General features: G+C 38.1%; 15 protein-coding genes and 1 riboswitch. Of the genes, 11 read left to right on the top strand and 4 right to left on the bottom strand.

Going from position 1 to position 20821, the window contains the following annotated elements; translation table 11 throughout:
- Nucleotides 1-131 precede the first annotated feature (131 nt).
- Genes FNN09_RS09200 through cobU form a run of 3 tightly spaced genes read left to right on the top strand, consistent with a single transcriptional unit; the run spans nt 132 to nt 2017 of the window.
- A complete protein-coding gene (locus tag FNN09_RS09200) occupies nt 132-935 on the top strand; it encodes an adenosylcobinamide-GDP ribazoletransferase (protein WP_143301753.1) in 804 nt (267 codons plus the stop codon).
- A gap of 1 nt (nt 936) precedes the next feature.
- A complete protein-coding gene (gene cobC, locus FNN09_RS09195) occupies nt 937-1506 on the top strand; it encodes an alpha-ribazole phosphatase (RefSeq protein WP_143301751.1) in 570 nt (189 codons plus the stop codon).
- A gap of 1 nt (nt 1507) precedes the next feature.
- Entirely contained in the window at nt 1508-2017 is a 510-nt protein-coding gene (cobU, locus tag FNN09_RS09190; RefSeq protein WP_143301749.1) for a bifunctional adenosylcobinamide kinase/adenosylcobinamide-phosphate guanylyltransferase, read from the top strand.
- Nucleotides 2018-2550: 533 nt separating this feature from the next.
- Here cobU and FNN09_RS09185 read toward each other — a convergent pair.
- The 4 genes from FNN09_RS09185 to FNN09_RS09170 form a co-directional block, all read right to left on the bottom strand.
- A complete protein-coding gene (locus FNN09_RS09185) occupies nt 2551-3918 on the bottom strand; it encodes a RagB/SusD family nutrient uptake outer membrane protein (RefSeq protein WP_143301746.1) in 1368 nt (455 codons plus the stop codon).
- Between the two features lie 6 nt (nt 3919-3924).
- A complete protein-coding gene (locus FNN09_RS09180) occupies nt 3925-6999 on the bottom strand; it encodes a TonB-dependent receptor (RefSeq protein WP_143301744.1) in 3075 nt (1024 codons plus the stop codon).
- A 748-nt stretch (nt 7000-7747) separates the two neighbouring features.
- Nucleotides 7748-9223, bottom strand: a complete 1476-nt coding sequence (locus tag FNN09_RS09175) for a SusD/RagB family nutrient-binding outer membrane lipoprotein (RefSeq protein ID WP_143301742.1) — start codon at nt 9221-9223, stop codon at nt 7748-7750.
- Nucleotides 9224-9233: 10 nt separating this feature from the next.
- Nucleotides 9234-12485: a SusC/RagA family TonB-linked outer membrane protein gene (locus tag FNN09_RS09170; protein WP_143301740.1), complete on the bottom strand. Its 3252-nt coding sequence runs from the start codon at nt 12483-12485 to the stop codon at nt 9234-9236.
- A gap of 567 nt (nt 12486-13052) precedes the next feature.
- Between FNN09_RS09170 and FNN09_RS09165 the strand changes: the two genes are divergently transcribed.
- From FNN09_RS09165 to FNN09_RS09130, 8 genes are all read left to right on the top strand, one after another.
- Nucleotides 13053-13244, top strand: coding sequence for a bacterioferritin-associated ferredoxin (locus tag FNN09_RS09165; protein ID WP_185968949.1), 192 nt, complete (start codon nt 13053-13055; stop codon nt 13242-13244).
- A gap of 44 nt (nt 13245-13288) precedes the next feature.
- Nucleotides 13289-14659 (top strand): permease, encoded by a 1371-nt coding sequence (locus FNN09_RS09160; protein WP_143301736.1) that lies wholly within the window; start codon nt 13289-13291, stop codon nt 14657-14659.
- 294 nt (nt 14660-14953) lie between these two features.
- The gene (locus tag FNN09_RS09155; protein WP_143301734.1) at nt 14954-17188 is read left to right on the top strand and encodes a molybdopterin-dependent oxidoreductase; all 2235 of its coding nucleotides are present in this window, start codon (nt 14954-14956) and stop codon (nt 17186-17188) included.
- A gap of 24 nt (nt 17189-17212) precedes the next feature.
- A complete protein-coding gene (locus FNN09_RS09150; RefSeq protein WP_221932463.1) occupies nt 17213-17734 on the top strand; it encodes a 4Fe-4S dicluster domain-containing protein in 522 nt (173 codons plus the stop codon).
- 18 nt (nt 17735-17752) lie between these two features.
- Nucleotides 17753-18694, top strand: coding sequence for an NrfD/PsrC family molybdoenzyme membrane anchor subunit (gene nrfD, locus FNN09_RS09145; RefSeq protein WP_143301729.1), 942 nt, complete (start codon nt 17753-17755; stop codon nt 18692-18694).
- Nucleotides 18695-18754: 60 nt separating this feature from the next.
- Nucleotides 18755-19279 carry a YeeE/YedE thiosulfate transporter family protein gene (locus FNN09_RS09140; protein ID WP_143301727.1) on the top strand — a complete coding sequence of 175 codons (525 nt, stop codon included), beginning with the start codon at nt 18755-18757 and terminating at the stop codon, nt 19277-19279.
- A gap of 13 nt (nt 19280-19292) precedes the next feature.
- The gene (locus tag FNN09_RS09135; RefSeq protein WP_143301725.1) at nt 19293-19883 is read left to right on the top strand and encodes a YeeE/YedE thiosulfate transporter family protein; all 591 of its coding nucleotides are present in this window, start codon (nt 19293-19295) and stop codon (nt 19881-19883) included.
- A 35-nt stretch (nt 19884-19918) separates the two neighbouring features.
- A complete protein-coding gene (locus FNN09_RS09130; protein ID WP_143301723.1) occupies nt 19919-20539 on the top strand; it encodes a rhodanese-like domain-containing protein in 621 nt (206 codons plus the stop codon).
- A gap of 61 nt (nt 20540-20600) precedes the next feature.
- Nucleotides 20601-20741: riboswitch (molybdenum cofactor riboswitch) on the top strand.
- Nucleotides 20742-20821 lie beyond the last annotated feature (80 nt).

Below are 20821 nucleotides of genomic sequence, written 5' to 3'. Positions count from 1 at the left end.
AGAACTATTTACAGCGTCATTAAAAACAAAACACCATATCGTCAGGATTATATATGTCTTGATCCGAGAGAGAAAAATATTAATAGCTCCACTAATAAAGTGGCTTAAAAACTTGTAATTAATTAGAGTATATGAAACAACAATTCCACCTTTTACTGACAGCTTTTGGCTTTTTCACGCGCATACCTATACCCTATAAGTTTGCTTTCTCGCAAAGCTATTTAAATCAATGTAACCGGTATTTACCTTTGGTTGGATATGTGGTAGGTGGAATTAGTGCTTCAGTTTTCTTCGCCTCCTCTCAAATCTTTTCCAGCACGGTAGCCATTGTTTTATCAATGATTACGTCGATCCTTGTAACAGGTGCGTTTCATGAAGATGGTTTGGCCGACGTATGCGATGCTTTTGGAGGAGGATGGACCAAGGAGAAGATTCTAACCATAATGAAGGACTCACGCGTGGGGGCTTATGGTGCAATAGGGATTATCTTAAGTTTACTGCTCAAATTTGTAAGTCTTAATGAACTACCCCACTCTTTTATTATTAAAACAATAATAATTGGGCATGTTGTAAGTCGTACCATGGCTGTTTGGACCATGCACAGTTTAAATTATGTGCGAGAAGACGAGAGTAGCAAATCCAAGCCCATTACAAAGGCACTCCACATTAAAGACCTTGTGATTGCAGGTGCCTGGTCAATTTTCGCTTTCATCCCGTTTTTTGATGTGCGCATATTCCTCATTTTAATACCAACATTTATAACTAAATATTGCTTGGAGCGTTACTTTAAAAAATGGATAGGTGGCTACACGGGCGATTGCCTTGGCACCATCCAACAAGTTACCGAACAGGTTATATACCTTGCGATATTAGCCTTGGCTGGTTACGTCGCTTACCAATCATCTGCTCAAGGGCAGATTTCTAATCTATTTTAACATGAAGGAAATTTGGCTCATTAGACATACCACACCTAAAGTTGACAAAGGTATCTGCTATGGTCAACTCGATTTGGATGTAACAGACTCCTTTGATCAGGAGCTTGAAGACATTAGGCTACGTATTGACACAAGTTTTCAGCGCGTATATTCTAGTCCGCTTATGCGCTGCACAAAACTGGCCAATGCCTTGTTTACTAATACCACCATCGAAACAGACAAACGTTTGATGGAATTGAACTTTGGCGAATGGGAAGGTCGTGAGTGGAATGCCATTCCCATAGCAGACCTATCAAATTGGGGAGATAACTTTGTTCATCAGGCACCACCCAAAGGAGAGAGTTTTGACAGCCTATTGCAAAGGGTAGACAGTTTCATGAAGGAACAAACAAATTCAGATAACAACCATGTTGCTATTGTAACACACTCAGGAATTATTCGAGCATTTTTATGCAAATACCTACACATACCAGCCGAGAAAGTCTTTAACCTGCAACTCAACTACGGAGCGATTGTAAAAATCACTTTTCACTCTGAAACACATCAACAAGTTGAATTTATAAAACCCTAACATGGCTCAAGTTATACTAATCACAGGAGGTCAACGATCGGGCAAAAGCTCATACGCACAAAAGCTAGCGTTGCAAATGTCTGATAATCCCATCTACATGGCCACATCGCGCATTTGGGATGAGGAGCACCAAGAACGCATCAAGCGCCATCAGGCCGACAGAGGTGCGGAATGGACGAACATTGAGGAAGATAAAAAACTATCGAAACACCCAATAGCTGGCCGTGTTGTATTGATTGATTGTGTCACACTTTGGCTTACCAATTACTTTTTTGATAACGATAGTAACATAGACTTATCCTTACAAGAGGCAAAGAATGAATTCAATAAATTACTGCAGCAGGAAGCTACATTTATATTCGTGAGCAACGAAATAGGTTTGGGAGGTATGCCAGCTGATCCTATTCAACGCAAATTTACCGACCTACAAGGTTGGATGAACCAACATATTGCTCAGGCTGCAGTTGAAGTGTATATGATGGTTTCTGGAATTCCCCTTAAGGTTAAATAATACCAATAAATTGCCTGTGAATACACGGAGGCAAAACAATTCGGCATTTTACAAGTGTTTGATGGATGCACAAAATCTACTAAGAGCCACAATTGAACACGTGATTGACAGCATAATTTCCCTGGAAGCACCAATCAAACAGTTAATCATTACACAAAAATTCATCAACCTGTAATTCAATACTTAATTGGAAACCTAAGTCGAGTACTTGTAACAGTTGAATGATTGATTGATACGTAAATTCTACTCAGAGTAATAATCGAATGCTTGATTGACTGTCTGAAATCTTTGGGAGTGCTAATCAAAGACTTGAACAATAAACAAAACTACATCAGGTCAACTGCTTAATACTTTATTGGGCGCCTAAGCCTAGCGCTAGGAATAATCGAATGTTTGATTGAAAGACAAACTCTAGAGAACTTTGCAACCTACCAAAAATCAGAAGGGGCTGCCCTTTGGCAACCCCTTCCTCACACAACTAAACCTTTAATCTACGTTCCATCACAGCTTAAAAGTTTATATAATATCATAGTTTAATAACCATCGTTTTGAACCATGTTAGAGTTAGCATCCGTTTCAGCCTTAGGAATAGCCCAAGCCATAATAGGATCACCATAAGGAATTGTCTCTGAAAAGTTCTGCTGAATAGATATCTTCTCAATATCTTTCCCCATTCTTACTAGATCTTCATAACGATGACCTTCAAAGATAAACTCACGTTGGCGCTCTAATAAGATATCATCTTTTGTAACCGGATTTACATATGCCGCAATACCTCTTTCGTTGATAATCATATTTAGGGCTGTTGCAGCATCACCACCTGTTTCAACTAAAGCTTCAGCCAGGTTCATGATTACTTCTTCATATCGTACTACAATTACATTGTCGTATCCTTGGTTATTAGGAAATTTACCAATATTACGTAACATATCACCTTCCCAACCAAGAATTCCTGCACGAACGTCACCAGCATCGTAGATATCTTCAACAACATCTAAAACCTGAACATCACCGTAGCTACCGCCACCTGTTGTTCTGTAGATATATGCTAAACCATCAATACCTGCGTTATCTGTTGAACTAAATGCCAATTCAAAAATTGAGTTTGCTGATCCATCTGACCCCCAATGCTTAACGTAATCAGCAGCAGGAATTACTGAATAATCATCAGAATCAATCACCATTTGAGCTGCAGCAATAGCACGATCCCACTCTTCGAAATAAACAGCTACATTGGATTCAATAGCTTTAGCGGCCATTTTTGAAAGGAATTCAGGTGAACCACCGGCACTCATCAAATTATAAGCCTGATCTAAATCATCAAAGATGAAGTTCATACACTCAGTAACGGTGTTACGTGCTGGAGTTAAGTTTTCCTCATCTTTGTACTTCATTACATAAGGAACACCTAATGTACCACCTACGTGTTGCTGACCAAACTGCTTCACAAGATCAAAATGTGCTAATGCTCTCATAGCATAGGCTTGTCCTTGAAGGTGATATCCATAAGCTTCATCGCCTTCCAAAGATGGAATATCCTGCTCAATTACCAGGTTGGCATTGGCGATTACACGATAGGCATCATCCCAAAAGAAACCTGTATTTTCATTATATTTAAATGAAGCTTGCGTAGTAAAACGTCCTGAGTTACCATTCGAGAAACAGTTGTCGCTACGCACCTCATTGTTAATAATATAATCACGTCCATAATAACCACTGCTGGTCATTCTACTGTATCCACCTTTGATAATGGCATAAACATTATCAACCGAAGTTATACCTCCGTCAATTCGTTTATTTTGCTCCAATGATGGATCCAGATCATCTGTTGTACATGCATTTATTGCAAACATAAATACAGCTACAACTGCAATTCTATTTAATATATTTAATACTCTCATGTTTGCTTAGAATTTTAAGTTAACACCAAAAATAAACGACTTAATTGGCGGCGTTGCCATTCCAGTCTCACCATCAGTATCGACCTCAGGGTCATACTTTAAGTTTTCATCCTTCACCCAAGTATAAAGATTAGTACCACGTACATATACTCTTAAGGCACCAATACCAATTGCATCAGTTACTCTTGAGTTAAAGTCGTAACCTATAGTCATATCTCTTAAGCGGAAATAATCTCCATCATAAAGGAACTTAGAGTGACGTTGCCATGGGCGAGCAGTATACTCGATTTTTCCAAAGCGTGCTTCGTCACCTGGCTGCTGCCAACGATCCATTAACACATCAATACCTTGGTACCATGATACAGAGAATAAGTCAGTACCATTTGTGTAACGGTGCCATCCTTCGTATACTTTATGACCACCAGCATAATAACCAGTTGCATCAAGGAATACTCCTTTAAAATCAACATGTAAATTCATACCTGCTGTAATTTTAGGAATTGCACTTCCACCTTGCCATACTTGTTCAGCTTCGTTGAAATTAGTAGTTGTAGTTTCGTCTACGGTAGGATCAATAAACCAAGTTTCATCACCAGTATCAGGGTCTACTCCAGCCCATGTAGGCATGTACCAACCATAAACAGGATGTCCTGTTTCAACACGATCAATTGTACTTGTTATATTAATCTCTTCACCATTAAGATCTTTCGCTAACTCAAGCACTTCATTATCATTTGTACCTAAGTTACCACCAATAGAAAGGTTAAAATCACTTGAACGGATAATGTCCACATTCAATTCCATTTCAAAACCTTTGTTTTCCATACGACCAACATTGATATCCTGATCTGTATGTCCTGTTGTCAACGATAAAGGTACACCTAATAGCATATCTTTTGTTTCGCGTCTGTAATATCCTAAAGCACCCGTTACTTTGTTATTAAATAAACCAAAGTCAATACCTAAGTCTAATGAATAAGAAGTTTCCCACGATAAATCTTCGTTACCGAATACACCTGGATAAGATGCACCCTCTCCTGCATAATCAGAATCGAAGTTTAATAAAGGTTCAAATTGATTTAGTGCAATCTCGGCATTACCAGTAACACCATACGATCCTCTAAGTTTTAATGAGCTAACTACAGAACTTAAGTTAGACATAAAACTTTCGTGATGAAGGTTCCAAGCACCACCTAAGGCCCAGAAATTACCCCAACGATTATCAGGAGCAAAGCGAGAACTACCTTCACGACGGTATGTTGCATCAACAATATATTTACCTTGATAAGAGTAGTGTACCATTCCTAAATAAGAAGCTACAGACCAATCAGTAAACCAAGAGTTCGCCGTTGTAGGGTTACCAGCTGAGTTCAAGTTAGTTAAACCAACATCTGAGAAATTATCAGCATCTGCCTCTAAATAGTATAGTCTGTTTTTCTGATATTCTTGAATTAAATTGAAATCGAAATCATGACCTCCATCTAACTGCATTACGTAATTAGCAACATTCTGGAATACATAGTTCGCTCTGTTACGATTTGCTTGCCAGCCATAACCATTTGTACCATCACCATCACCACGAATTGGGTTACGGTAACGCTTGTAGTTATATACTTGATAATCGATACTAAGCTTTGTAGACAAACTCAAACCTTTTACAGGTGTTGCCCATCTCAAAGAGTTAGTTGATATAATTCGAGTTAATTTCGAATCATCAATATCTTCCTGAGCAATCCAAAGTGGGTTTGGTAAACTAGTATTCTGAATATTTATACTACCATCTTCTAAATATGGTTGATCAACAGAAGGCATAAAATACTTTACCGCCCTTGGAGAAGAGAAATAAGCACTTGTTTCCAAAAGACCATCCTGATAAGAATGTGATGCAGAGTTATTGGTAGAAAAAGTAAGCTTATCAGTTAATTCTGCTGATAAATTTAAAGAACCAGAAATTCTTTCAAATTCAGAACCAATAACTGTTGCTTCCTGATTAAAATAACCTACAGATGTATAGTAGGTCATTTTATCAGAACCTCCACTTGCAGATAAGTTATACTCTTGCATTGGAGCATTATCATTGGTAATCACATCTTCCCAGTTACCTTCTTTACGACCATCATCAACCCAATTTTTATAAGTGTCTCCAAACACATTATAACCTTCGGTTAAGTACCAGTCTTGTACTAAGGAACGATCAGTTGGAACACCATAGTTACCTTGGTAAGTATTATAAATTGCATCATAATACAATTCTTCTGCTTCAACACCTTTCAGAACACTTGGTCCGTCGATGGCGTCATTTGAAAAACCATAATTGGCGCTAAAATTAATATTGGCTTTACCTGACTTACCTGATTTGGTTGTAATAACGATTACACCATTTGCACCACGAGCACCATAAGCTGCAGTAGCAGAGGCATCTTTCAATACAGTAATAGTTTCAATATCACTACTGTTTAAACTGGCAAGAACAGACATTGATGAACCTGACGTTGTTGCAGATGCATCACCACTTACCATTGGCACACCATTAATAACGTATAAAGGCTCATTACCTGCAGTAATCGAACTTCTACCTCGAATACGTACATTTTGTGCCGATCCGGGAGTACCAGAAGCTTGCGAAATAGATACACCAGCTACACGTCCTTGAAGTGCCTGATCAACAGATGCCACCGGCATGTTAGCAAGAGTCTCTCCTCCTACCTGAACTGAAGATCCAGTTACCTCACTCTTTCGAGCAGTAGTATATCCCATTACAACCACCTCATCAACACCAATAGCTTCTGAAACCAAAGCTACGTTAATTGTTGTATTACCAGCAATTACGATGTCCTGAGTGGTCATACCCACAAATGAGAATAATAAATTTGTTGCGTCATTGGGTACGCTTAATGAATAATTACCGTCAACATTTGTGACAGTACCAATAGTTGTTCCTCTAACAACTACAGATACACCTGGCATAGGTTCACCTGATTCACTATCGGTTACAGCACCGGTAATGGTTGTTGTTTGAGCAAACATTGCGTTCAGTCCCACGAATAATATCAGGGACGCGATTAATGCTAATCTGCGCATAAAACAAAAGGTTTAAGTTAATAATAGTGATTAATACCAATATGAATCTCACATTGGTTCATTCATAGATTACCTTCCCATATAAGTACATTATATCTCATTTCGCTGGCGAACGAAAAAAGTAACACTTATACAAAGAGGTTAGAATTAAATCCTAACTAGGATATTTTTTTAAGGAATTTTGGTTTCTAGTGTACATGATTAAAGGTTTAAAAAGTTAATAATGGCGATAAAGGTTAAACTTCTGTTTAATTGTGTTGATTTATTTTAACAATTGTCAATCTGGCGAAATCGACATTGCAAATGTATAAATAATTATAAATTGAAACAAACTCACACTAATAGCATCAAATCCGTAAGTTCATTCAGCGTAATTTCTAACAAAACAGTAACTCCTATAAATCAAAGAACTAATTCAAAAATATATCTTTCAATGTAAAAAACAAAAAAATTTGTTAATTTTTATTAAATCCACATAGATAAACAACCTAAAATACATTAAGAAACAAACACTACCCCCTTAAATTCAAACACTTACTAAACAACTCAATTAAATTCACTTCTTTAACAATTGATAACACTTCAGTAAAAAGCTCAATACAATCAGCATTAAATACTATATGATAGTCGAAACTTAAGCTCTAAAAATCAGAAAGGGCTGCCCTTTGGCAACCCTTTCCTCACACAACTAAACCTTTAATCTATGTTCCATCACAGCATAAAAGTTCATGTATAATTTTTTCCTCTACTACTTATCCCACCACATGCGAGACGTATTATTGTCCCTTGCAGGCGTTAAAGCAGCTACTCCTGTAGCATAACCATCAGCATTAAGCGTTACTTCAGTTGAAGGATAGTTATATCGACGTGGAATTTGTCCATCATTGATCGCATCGGGAGCCGGAGATAACATTGGATAATCCGTTCTCCTCCATTCTGACCAGGCATCAAATCCCAAAGGAAATAATGCCACCCATTTTTCCTCAGCAATTACCTGAATGGCGCCACCTGCAGCTGATGATAAATCAAGAACACGAGCCGCAGCATACGCACTTCCATCACCAATCATTAATTCATTTTCAGAATCATATAAACTTGACCCGGTTGCAAATGATGACTCGATTCCGGAAGTTAACATGTCGGCAACATCTTCAGTAGTCCAACCCAAGGCAGCACCTTCAGCTCTATTTAAAAATGTATAAGCAGCAGTTAATAAGGGTAACTTCGTATCTGAACCAATAATAATTGGATTAACAGGAGAATTTTCACCTTCAGTATTTGTGTCATACCCATATGGATGCCCCTCAAGTGATGGATCTTTTGCAAACAATGCAATTCGATCGTCATAAGTTGAATTGGATGTAAATCCATTCCCTTTCATTGCATCTAAAAACTCTTTTGTTACACCATAATCTGCAGCTCTCATCCAGTTCCAAGGATTATCATAGCCATTGGCTATATCGTAAGTATAAATAGCCTCATCAGCAGCTAATTCAATTAAACCATTTGGGTTAGCAACAGCGGCCTTAAATTCCGTAGCAGCATAATCGTTGACTCCAGGGTAAACCTCACTTAACTGAATAGAAAGGCTCAATATAAATGAGTTAGCAAACTTAGCCCACTTATCCATATCTCCGTTATAAATAACATCTCCAGTTGGTCCTTCTTTAGATCCATCAATCATATCACGAGCCGCTTTAACATCGGCAATCATACCTTTATAGATATCTTCTTGAGAATCATATTTAGGTGATATAATTTCACTATTCAAAGCCTCGCTATAAGGCACATCTCCAAATAAATCGGTTACTCGTTTAAAAATCACTGATTTAAAAATCATAGCTACAGCCAATTGATTTTCCGGAGCTCCATTGGCAATCACAAATGGATCGGCAGATAACTCTTCATCAGAGCAGGTATTAATAACTGCCTGAAGATTGGATAGTGTTTGAACATAGTATGATGTCCAATAACCAGATGTGTTAGCATATAACATTTCATCGTTATAAACATGCTGCATTAAATACTGAACGTTCAATGTTGGCGTAATACGATATGGACGCCCAGTTCGGGTAGCAAAATTCGTCATGGCTCCTGACATCAAAGAACTCGTACTTGGAGTAACTGGTCCGTTAATATTTTCGTTTGTGTCGCCAAAATCAATAGTTTCACAACTTGTACTTAAAAGTACTATACTAAATAAAAATATAAATATTCTTTTCATGTTTCAGCTCTTAAAAAGATAGTTTAACATTGAAACCATAGCTACGTGTTCCTGGCAACTGAGAATTCTCTCCATATGATTGTGACATCTCTGAAGGATCCCAACCATGAATATTATCATCAGAAACAGAAATCATCCATAAGTTTCTACCTACAAATCCAACACTCGCATTTCTAATGAAAGTTGAAGACAAATATTTTTGCGGAACATTAACCGAAATAGACAAATCTCTTAACTTCACATAACTTGCATCGTGGATATATTCATCGGCAATAACATTGGAATTAAATTGTCCGTAGTACGACTGTGCATCTACATACTGATCAAACTCGTTTCCATCTGTATCAACACCAACAACATGAACTCCACCACCATCAGCAATGGCATCACGCTGCGGATTACCTATATCATTCAAACCTGCAGTTTCTTCAAGTAAACCTGAATATTGTCCCCACATTTCAGACAAAGAGAAGAAGTTACCTCCTTTTTGGAAATCGATAGCAGCACTTATATTAACGATCTTATAAATAGTAAAGCTGTTTAAAAGACCACCTGTGAAATCTGGTAAAATTGAACCGAAGTACTGACCTGTTTCAAAATCATATAAACCTGTTTCAGCATTAATTACTTTATTACCATTTTCGTCTTTGCGAATACCACGACCTCTTAATTGTCCCCACTGGTTTCCTAACTCATGAGTTACCGTTACAAAATCCCAGTCATCACTTCCACCAGGAGCGGCCATGGATTGTAAGTCAGCTGGCAATTCTTCAATCGTCGTTTCGCTTGTACCATAGTTAAAAGTTACGTCCCATCTGAAGTTTTCAATTTTCACAGGTGTTCCTTCCAATACAATTTCAATACCTGAACGCTTGGCCTTACCCGCATTCGTTAAGAAATCTCTGTATCCTGTAGAGGTCGACAATTCAACCGGAATAATTTCATCCTCACGAACCTCATTAAAATATGTAAAACTTAAACCTGCACGGTTATTGAAAAATTTAAGATCAACACCTGCTTCAACAGAAGTATTTAACGACGGTTTAATATTTGGATCAATCAAACGTGTATTGGTATACATCTGAGGATTTCCCATATATGGACTTGAAGATAATGGGTATGTTGGGTTAAGTGCTAGTGCACTCACATCATTTCCAACCTGTGCCCAACCTGCACGAAACTTACCAAATGATAAAATAGATTTATTTGTAATAAGTTCAGAGAAGATAAAACTAGATCCAATAGAAGGATATGTATAACCATTGTTATCACTTGGCAAAGCAGAACTCCAATCCTTACGAACCGATCCATCAACATAAACCATATTTCTCCAACCTACAGAAAAACGACTATAGATACTTGTTACTTCCTTATTCCAGAAGTTAGTACTGGCTGTTACTGGCAAACGAGTATTGCTATATACAAATACATCAGGCAAAACTAAATCCTGACTTTTTGAACCAGTTTCCATATCAGCATTAAAACGCTTATATGAATTGGTTCTATGAGTTGTACCTACTAATAACTCTACATCAAATTCGCCAAATTTGTCGGTATATTTAAACATACCATTGTAGTTGTTCTCCATCGAACGGCTCCAATAATTACCAAATCCTGAGTTCCAAACATTATAGAAATCTAAATCGGCAGAATTAGAAATAGCATAAGGTAATTCATATCGACGCTCGTAAGTCATTGTATTAGTAGATACACTACCAGACAATTCAAATTTATCGTTGAACTTATATGCAGCATGCACATCACCTACTAAACGCTGGGTAGTTTTCTTATTTTTATAATTATCTAACCAAAAATAAGGACTATACCAGAAAGCTGGTTTTTCATTGTCGCCAAAATACGAAGCATAATCAAATCCCCACCAGTTCCATGAAGCATGGTAACCATTCGTTGTTTGAAGATCCCTTAACTCTTTCATTTTACCCATATCAACATCACGGGCAAACCATGAGTTAAACGTACCAGTCACCTGGTTTGAGTATCCATCATCGAAATCACCCTCAACAATCTGATCGGTGAAATTTATATTCATACCTACCGATAACTTATCAGTGGCGTCAAAGTCGAAGTTTGCATTAATCATGTTTTTCTTCAACTCAGAGTTAGGAATAATACCACTCTGATTAATGTTTGTATAAGCTATACGTCCTGTATAATTATCGCCAGCACCACTTACTGAAACAGTATTTTTTAACGTAACCCCAGTGTCATAAAAATCTTTAATATTATCTGGTTGAGCTTCCCATTTCGCCGTCTCACCATAATATGGGCTATCAGGCCAAACTGCATACCAAGGCACATATTCTGAACCATCAAACTTTGGACCCCAACTTTCATCAGCATATCCATTGCTAATGTATTTCATACCATCAAACACGGCAAATTCCTCAGGATAAGGACCACCCCAACCGCCTGCTGCGTAATCCATAACCGACCACTCACTTTCTCCACCATAACCTCTACCGTATTCATTTTGGTAATTTGGCAAATAAGATACCTTATCAAAAGTCGTGTTACTATTAATTTCTACAGAAATACCACCTTTTTTTGCTCTTTTTGTGGTAATCATAACGACACCGTACTCTCCACGTTGACCATATAAAGCTGTTGCATTGGGTCCTTTAAGCACATTCACCGACGCTACATTCTCCATATCAACAGAGTTTGGATCTGAAGTAGGAATACCATCAATAACATACAATGGATCACCATCTGAAGTCATTGATATTGCACCTCTAATTCTCAAACGGCCGTTATCTCCAAGCTTTGAACCTGCTTGACCCACCATTTGAACACCTGCAACCTTACCAACGATTGCATTTTTGATATTTGCATCACTGGTAACGTTTAGCTTCTCAGCCTTAACTTGCTGGGCAGCATACGGTAACGTTTTTTGAGCCCGCTTAATTCCAAGTGCTGTAACCACAACTTCATCTACCCCAATGGCATCAGAAATTAATGCGACATTTATGGCTGATCTCCCGCCAATTACAACATCTTGTGTTTTCATACCTACAAACGAGAACAACAAATTTGTTGCATCATCAGGTACACTTAATGAATAATTTCCGTCAACATTTGTGACAGTTCCAATAGTTGTTCCTCTAACAACAACAGATACGCCTGGCATAGGCTCTTTGTCTTCACTATCGGTTACAGTGCCGGTAATGGTTGTTGTTTGAGCAAACATTGCGTTCAGTCCCACGAATAATATCAGGGACGCGATTAATGCTAATCTGCGCATAAAACAAAAGGTTTAAATTAATAATAGTGATAACTACCATGGCTTTTGAACCACGGTTTATTGATAAATACTCCGAGATAACTGCATTTACTAAATGTTGCTGGCGAACAACAAACAGATCACTTACCTATGGAGGTTAGTAGATATTTATTTTACATTTGACTTCTAGTATTAAATAAAAGGTTAGTAATGTTAATGGATGCGTGTCTTATTTTAACATATAACCTAAAGATGTCAATTGGCGATATTGACATCACAAATGTATTTATTTATAATTAGAAACAAATATTTACATATTCGTTTCGATTTATAAATAACAAATCTAAATAACAGTTAAAATATCATATTAAAGAATTATTTTTGAGAATACCCTTTACCAACTAAGCAAAACTTTGTTAACTACTATTAAAATCAAACTACACTAAGCACCTAATTACTTCACCTTATTATAAAGGAAATAACTTAATAAATTACACCCTTACTTTCCCTAACCCCAATGCGACAACTATGATTACATTGCATTGCCAAAAAAAATGTACTTTTGAGCCCTCAAATAAAAATATTGAAATGGGTAAATTAATTTGCTTATGCAATGGTGTCAAAGAAGATGCAATCATTAAAACTATTCTTGATTCAGATATTGCAAGTTTAAAACACATACAAGAAACTACAGGTGCAGCCTGCAATTGCGGACGATGCATTAATGCCATAGAAAGCATTCTTGAACGACATACTTGTAGCGAAGAAAAAGCGAAGTGATTTTTTATCTTAAAACAACAAACCTTATATAATATCTTGATGTTATGCTATCAAAAGGATTCATGGAAATGATTAAGCAATACATAGATTCTCTTGTCGAATTAACAATGGCTATGTCGCCATACCTGCTATTAGGATTTTTATTCGCAGGCATACTAAAGGTTTGGTTTCCACAAAAGTGGATAGATCGTTTTATGGGAAAGAATAATTGGCAATCGGTCATTAACACAGCCATGCTAGGCATTCCATTACCCTTATGCTCCTGCGGAGTTATTCCTACTGGAATATCATTCTATAAAAATGGTGCATCAAAAGGTTCAAGTGTTTCGTTTTTGATTTCAACACCCCAAACAGGCATCGATTCAATACTGGTTAGTTATTCTCTTCTCGGTCTTCCATTTGCTATAATCAGAGTAATTGTAGCCTTGATAACTGGTATAATAGGTGGAGGCATTACCAACCTGATTGCTTCAAAGGATGCAACAGAGACAAAACAGCAATCAGATCAAACACCTAAGGAAAACTTCTCTAGAAAAAAAAGCATCAAACAAGTTTTTCAATATGGCTTTGGCGATTTTTTAATGGATATCGCAAAATGGCTTATTATTGGAATTTTGATTGCAGCTTTTTTAGATATACTTATTCCTGAAAACTTTTTCGGTTCGTATATTTCTCAGGATTGGCTTAGTATGCTAATGATTTTAATAGCCTCTATCCCACTCTACATATGTGCTACAGCATCAGTACCGATCGCAGCTGTCCTTATGCTAAAAGGATTATCCCCTGGTGCAGCTCTCGTTTTTTTAATGGCAGGACCCGCCACCAATGCAGCAACTATTACTATAATTAAGAAAGTATTTGGCAATAAAACCCTACTTTCTTACTTGGGTTCAATCATACTTGGAGCCATATTTTTTGGCACATTAATCAACCTACTTCCCAAAGAATGGTTTGATATCGCTTCTGATCACCATCACTTGCATCACGAGCATGAGTTAGTTCCGATTTGGCTACAGGCACTATCTTCCATCACTCTTATTTCTCTAATCGCTGTTGGTTATTTAAAACGTTATCAAAAAAATAAAAAATCATTACGAATAACTCCACTGAACCAAACATCAACTGACAACCCAAGTAACGACAGTAGCATTATCAACAAAAGTAACACACCCGCTTTTAACCTTTCCGATTTTAAGGCAGTGCAACCACTGATTACTAAAACTTTTAAAGTGGAAGGTATGACTTGCAGTCATTGCAAAAAAAGCGTAGAAACGAACTTGATTAAACTACCTGGAATTAGCAAAGTATTGGCAGATCCACAAAACAACAAAGTACAGTTTGAGGGCTCACAGATGAATATAGATCAAATTAAAAAGGAGATCGAAAGCTTAGGTTATAAATTTATGGGTGAATGAGAGAACTACTTCTTTGGGAACAAGTGCATCAGTCAATTAGCACACTAATTTTATAATCACTAACAAATTGATTTCGTCCAGCAGTTCAACAACCCCCGGCTACACAACCACATAAAATCATCCAATATTCTATTACAAGCAGAAGAACAGTAAATAACTAACAGTTTCATAGGCTTATTGATATTAAGTCTAAATACATATTAACACACATCTAGTCATTAAACAATCCACACATCTAATTATGTGTATATTTTGCTAGTTTTGCATTTACAACTTACAAAATATTACAAGCCGATGGGTAAAAGCAGAAGAGATTTCATAAAAATTTCGGCACTAGGAGCAGCAGGCATTTTCGCTGGCTCCAAATTCATAATGGCTCACAATCATAAAGTCATTCCCGAAAACCTAAAAGGGCCGTGGGCAATGCCACAGGATTTAATGCGAACGCCAACATATTGTGAAGTGTGCTTTTGGAAGTGCGCTGGATGGACCTACAAAAACGACGAAGGTCAAATCCAAAAAATCATTGGGCATGACGATGATCCAAATAGCAATGGTCGCTTTTGTCCGAGAGGAACAGGTGGCGTTGGAATGTATTATGATGAAGACCGATTAAAAACACCTTTAATACGTGTTAAAGGAGCTGATGGTAAACAAACTTTTAAGAAAGCATCTTGGGACGAAGCATTTGATTTCATTCAGGACAAACTCGAAAAGGTTATTAAAACACATGGACCTGAGTGTTTAGCACTCTTTACCCATGGATCAGGCGGAACCTACTTTGGTAATTTATTAAAAGCTTTAGGTTCTCAGAATATTACGGCTCCATCATACGCTCAATGTCGTGGTCCTCGCGAAGTTGGCTTCATTGCTACTTTTGGAGATGGATTAAGTTCGCCTGAACCTACTGACATACGCGACACCAGATGCATGGTATTAATAGGATCTCATATTGGTGAGAACATGCACAATGGACATGTCCAGGAAATGTCTGACGCCATTGATAAAGGTGCTACCATCATTACTGTAGACCCTCGCTTTTCAACAGCTGCAAGCAAATCAAAATTCTGGTTACCAATAAAGCCAAGTACCGACTTGGCATTATTAATGGCTTGGATGCATGTATTGATTTATGAAGAGCGTTACGATAAAAAATACGTTGAACAATATACTTTTGGTTTCGAACAACTAAAGGCTCATGTTAAACACATGACTCCTGAATGGGCTTATGGGATAACTACCATTAAACCACAAGTTATTCGCGAAACAGCACGTGAGATGTCATATGCTTCGCCGGCGACCATCATACATCCGGGACGCCATGTTACATGGTATGGTGATGATACGCAACGCCTAAGAGCAGTAGCTATTTTAAATGCTTTATTAGGCTCCTGGGGTCGCAGAGGTGGCTTTTACATTCCAGATAAAGCAAAAGTACCGGGAGTTCCACATCCTCCGTATCCAAAACCACGCAAAACATGGCGCGATGCCATGGGTGGTAAATACGAATTGGCCGATTTAGCATTAGCCAATGGAGTTTGCGATGCAACTGTTCCATCTGCAACAATGGATTGCAATATTAAAGCATGGATTGTAAACGGAACAAACCTCATCGAAACATTACCGAATCGACCAAATACATTGGCAGCAATTAATGCGCTTGATTTGATGGTTGTTGTTGACACCATGCCAATGGAAATTACAGGTTATGCTGATGTAGTATTACCAGAGTGCACCTACCTGGAACGTTATGATTCACTGCGTATAACACAGCATCGCGAACCAACCATTTCGTTAAGGATGCCTGCAATGAAACCTAAATACGATTCCAAACCAGCATGGTGGATGGCCAAGAATTTGGCAGAACGATTAGGTAAAGGTGACTATTTTCCGTTTGATTCTATTGAGGAGGAATTGGACTTTCAATTAAAGAAAGTTGGCACCTCACTTGAAGAAATGCAACGTATAGGCGTTAAGAAAATGGAGCGCGCTTATGACGATCTATATTACAAAGATGGTGAAGAAGTAGAGTTTAATACCAATACAGGCAAGATTGAATTATATTCTACATCACTTGAAGAATATGGATTTGATCCAATGCCTAAATTCACAGCTCACCCCGAACCTCCAGCGGGATATTATCGATTAATATACGGACGTGCACCAATGCATACTTTTTCCCGTACTGCCAACAATCCAAATTTAACGGATTTGATGGATGAGAATACCGTGTGGGTCAATCCGAAAGTGGCAAAAGAGTGGGGCTTAGAAAATAACCAGGAAGTTTACCTTCAAAATCAGGACAATGTTGTTTCAACCTTCCCGATTAAAGTTAGGGTAACCGAACGTATACGTTGGGACTCTGTTTATATGGTACATGGTTTTGGTCATGCCAATAAGAAACTATCTCGGGCCTTCGGGCGAGGTGCAAGTGATACAGAAATGATCACCAATGTAATGACTGACCCAATTATGGGAGGCACAGGAATGAGAGGTAATTTTGTCACATTTAGATTTAATAAAGCATAAGGAGAGACAGCTATGAGATATGCAATGGCCGTAGATACAAAAAAATGTGTGGGCTGCAGTGACTGTGTGGTAGCTTGTCAGACTGAGAACGATGTACCCATCGGATATTGTCGTGACTGGATTGTAGAAGTTACTGATGGTACTTATCCTCAACTGGAATTGGAACATCGTTCAGAGCGATGCAACCACTGCGAAAACTCACCGTGTGTAAGGTGCTGCCCAACAGGAGCCAGTCATTACAGCGATGGTGGAACTGTAATGGTAACGAAGAACAAATGCATTGGCTGTGGAGCTTGTATTGCTTCATGTCCTTACGATGCACGTTATACACACCCAAAGGGGTATGTTGATAAATGTACCTTTTGCATACATCGAGTTAAAAAAGGACAGCAACCAGCTTGTGTGGCCGTTTGCCCTACCAAATGTATGTACTTTGGTGATTTAGACGATCCGAATTCAGAAGTTAGCAAGGTTATTAAAAAACGTAAATACAAAACCTTGATACCTGAAGCAGGGACGAAACCTCAATTATACTTTTTGATATAAACCACTCAAAGGAAAAAAATGAGAGAAGAATTAATCGTTAGCGGACGAATGAATCCACATATTGATCCGCAATTACAAATTTGGGAATGGCATATACCTGCCTACTTATTTTTGGGTGGTTTAGCAGCAGGCATTTTATTCTTTGCAAGCTACTTTTTCATCAAAGGTAAAAGCGAGGAGTATCCAACAGCAGTTAAGCTAGCACCAATAATTACGCCAGTTCTAATTGGCTTGGGCTTGCTATTCTTACTACTAGACCTCAAGCACAAACTTTACTTTTGGAGGCTATACACTGCTTTTAAAATTGAGTCTCCCATGAGTTGGGGAGCATGGACCTTAATGGCCATCATGCCGCTATCTGGCATTTGGGCTGCCCTCAATATAAAATCACTATTCCCTAAATGGGATTGGAAATTTGATATTGTAAAGGACGCTATTAAAGTACTGGAAGAATACAAAACACCTATTGCATGGGCAATGATGATTCTGTCTGTTATTTTAGGTATTTACACTGGTATCTTGCTATCAGCATTTAATGCGCGACCGCTTTGGAACACTTCCATACTAGGGCCATTGTTTTTAGTTTCTGGAATGTCTACTGGCGCTGCCGCCATAATCATTCTTTCCAAGTCAAAAGCAGAGCGTCACACCTTTGCTCGCATCGACCTATTACTAATAGCCATTGAGTTATTTCTCATCGTCCACATGTTTATGGGATTCAGAGCTAGCTCGCAGGTACAGATTGATGCTTCGGCCATGTTCTTGGGCGGACAATTCACAGCGCCATTCTGGGTATTTGTGGTTGGACTTGGATTAGTAATTCCTGCAGTGCTTGAAATTATGGAAATGCGAAACAAGAAAATACCATATATGGTAGCACCTGCTCTGGTTTTATTTGGCGGTTTACTATTCCGTTTCATCATGGCCTATGCTGGTCAAATGAGTAGATGGCTTTATTAAAAAAACAAAGATGTATTGTGTTAGCTTCATGCAACACTCAATCAGATTAAAAATAGATATATGAACGAAGATCGAAGTAAAAAGTACATAAACCCATATCTGGGGGGTGTACTACTTGGTTTGGTACTATTAACAGCTTTTTATTTTTCAGGCCGTGGTCTCGGTGCCAGTGGAGCCATTAAAAGTGCTGTAGTAGCAAGTGTTGAAACAGTATCCCCTACTCATGTTGAGACAACTGATTTTTATAAAAATTATAAAGAATCACATGCTGGCGGACCATTGAAAGATTGGTTGGTTTGGGAAATGCTAGGTGTGTTGGTAGGAGGTTTTATTTCAGGAGCCTTTGCTGGCCGATTGAAATTTAAGGTAGAACACAGCCCTAAGGTAACTAGCAAAATACGACTAATTTTTGCAGTCATTGGAGGAATCTTCTTTGGCTTTGGCTCACAACTGGGTCGTGGCTGTACCAGTGGCTCTGCACTAAGCGGAATGGCCGTATTGTCCCTAGGTGGTTTTATCACCATGGCATTCATTTTCGGAACTGCCTTTGCATTAGCTTATTTCGCACGTAAATTATGGATTTAATAAAGAACTAGATATGGGACCTTTAATTGTATACGAATATATATCAGAATACACCAATTTATTGATGGCCTTCATCATTGGTATTGGATTTGGATTTGTACTTGAACGCAGCGGTTTTTCTTCATCAAGAAAATTGGCTGGTATGTTTTATGGCTACGACACCACCGTGTTAAAAGTATTTTTTACAGCAGCCATTGTTGCCATGCTAGGGCTGTTATTCTTTAGCTTATTTGGCTGGATAGACTTAAGCTTAATCTACATTAACCCTACATTCTTATGGTCGGCCATTGTTGGCGGCGCTATTATGGGCGTAGGTTTTATTTTGGGTGGTTTCTGCCCAGGAACAGCGTTTTGTGCTTTATCCATTGGTAAATTAGATGCCTTAGCCTTTATAGGTGGCTTAGTAATTGGTGTAGTAATGTTCACCGAAGGCTTTCCGTTGGTAGAGGAGCTTTTCTATGCCGAAAACATGGGAACACCAACCATTAATGAGTTGATTGGCGTATCACGCGGTACCTTTGGATTAATTCTTATTTTGGTTGCTTTAGGAATGTTCTTTGTAGGAGAATGGGCTGAACGTAAATTTCCTAGAGAGGAATATTAAAGTATTTAATTTGATAATCAGCTAATAGCAATATTATGAACATGCGATTAAAACTGGCTTTAGCGATTATTCCCCTGGGAATAATAATTGCTGCTGTACCAGAAAACACAACAAGACAATATAAATTAACAGCTCCGGAACTTTTGGATGAAGTGAAACAAGGCATGCAGTTTGTTTCCACTGACGAAATTGCTGATATGTTAATTCAGAAAGACCCTTCACTTCAATTGATTGATGTACGCGACAAGGATAGCTTTGATAAATACCATATTCCGGGAGCCATCAATATTCCGTTGTCAGATATTTTATCTGTTGAAAATGAAGATTACCTCAACCAGGACGTTAAAATGAATGTATTCTATTCCAATGGAACTACGGCAGCCAATGAAGCGTGGATGATTACGCGGCAACTGGGATACATTAATAATTACGTAATGCAAGGTGGCTTAAATTATTATGCCGAGACCATAATGAATCCAAACAAACCATCATCTACAAGTCCAGATGATGAGTTTGCAAAGTATGACTTTAGAAAAGGAGCAAGTGCTGCTCTTGGTGGCGGTGGCTTAAATGTTTCTACGGATAATGCTCCGTCGGCACCGAAACCAACCATTAAAAAGCGCCCCAAGAAGAAAAGAGTTGCTGGCGGTTGTTAAGTTATAGCAATGCCATAAATGCCTATTCAGAACGACTATTCCTGATAGGCATTTAAGATTAAAACATAGTTTTCTTCGAGTAGTAATTTCTAAATCAAAGGACAAGGAATTGTTACCGATGGGATTGAATGGAAACAATCAATCCTCCCGATTTCTGACTAACTCTCAGAATGACTTGGAAAGGAGAAAGGACAATATATTTCATCATTTGATGAGTTAAGAATACTACTTAATATTAGTGTGCATGCTTTACGTACGCTAATATTGAGTAATTTTCATCAA

Source organism: Carboxylicivirga sp. M1479, assembly GCF_007097485.1.
GTDB lineage: Bacteria > Bacteroidota > Bacteroidia > Bacteroidales > Marinilabiliaceae > Carboxylicivirga.
This window is presented reverse-complemented; position numbering and strand designations above follow the sequence as displayed.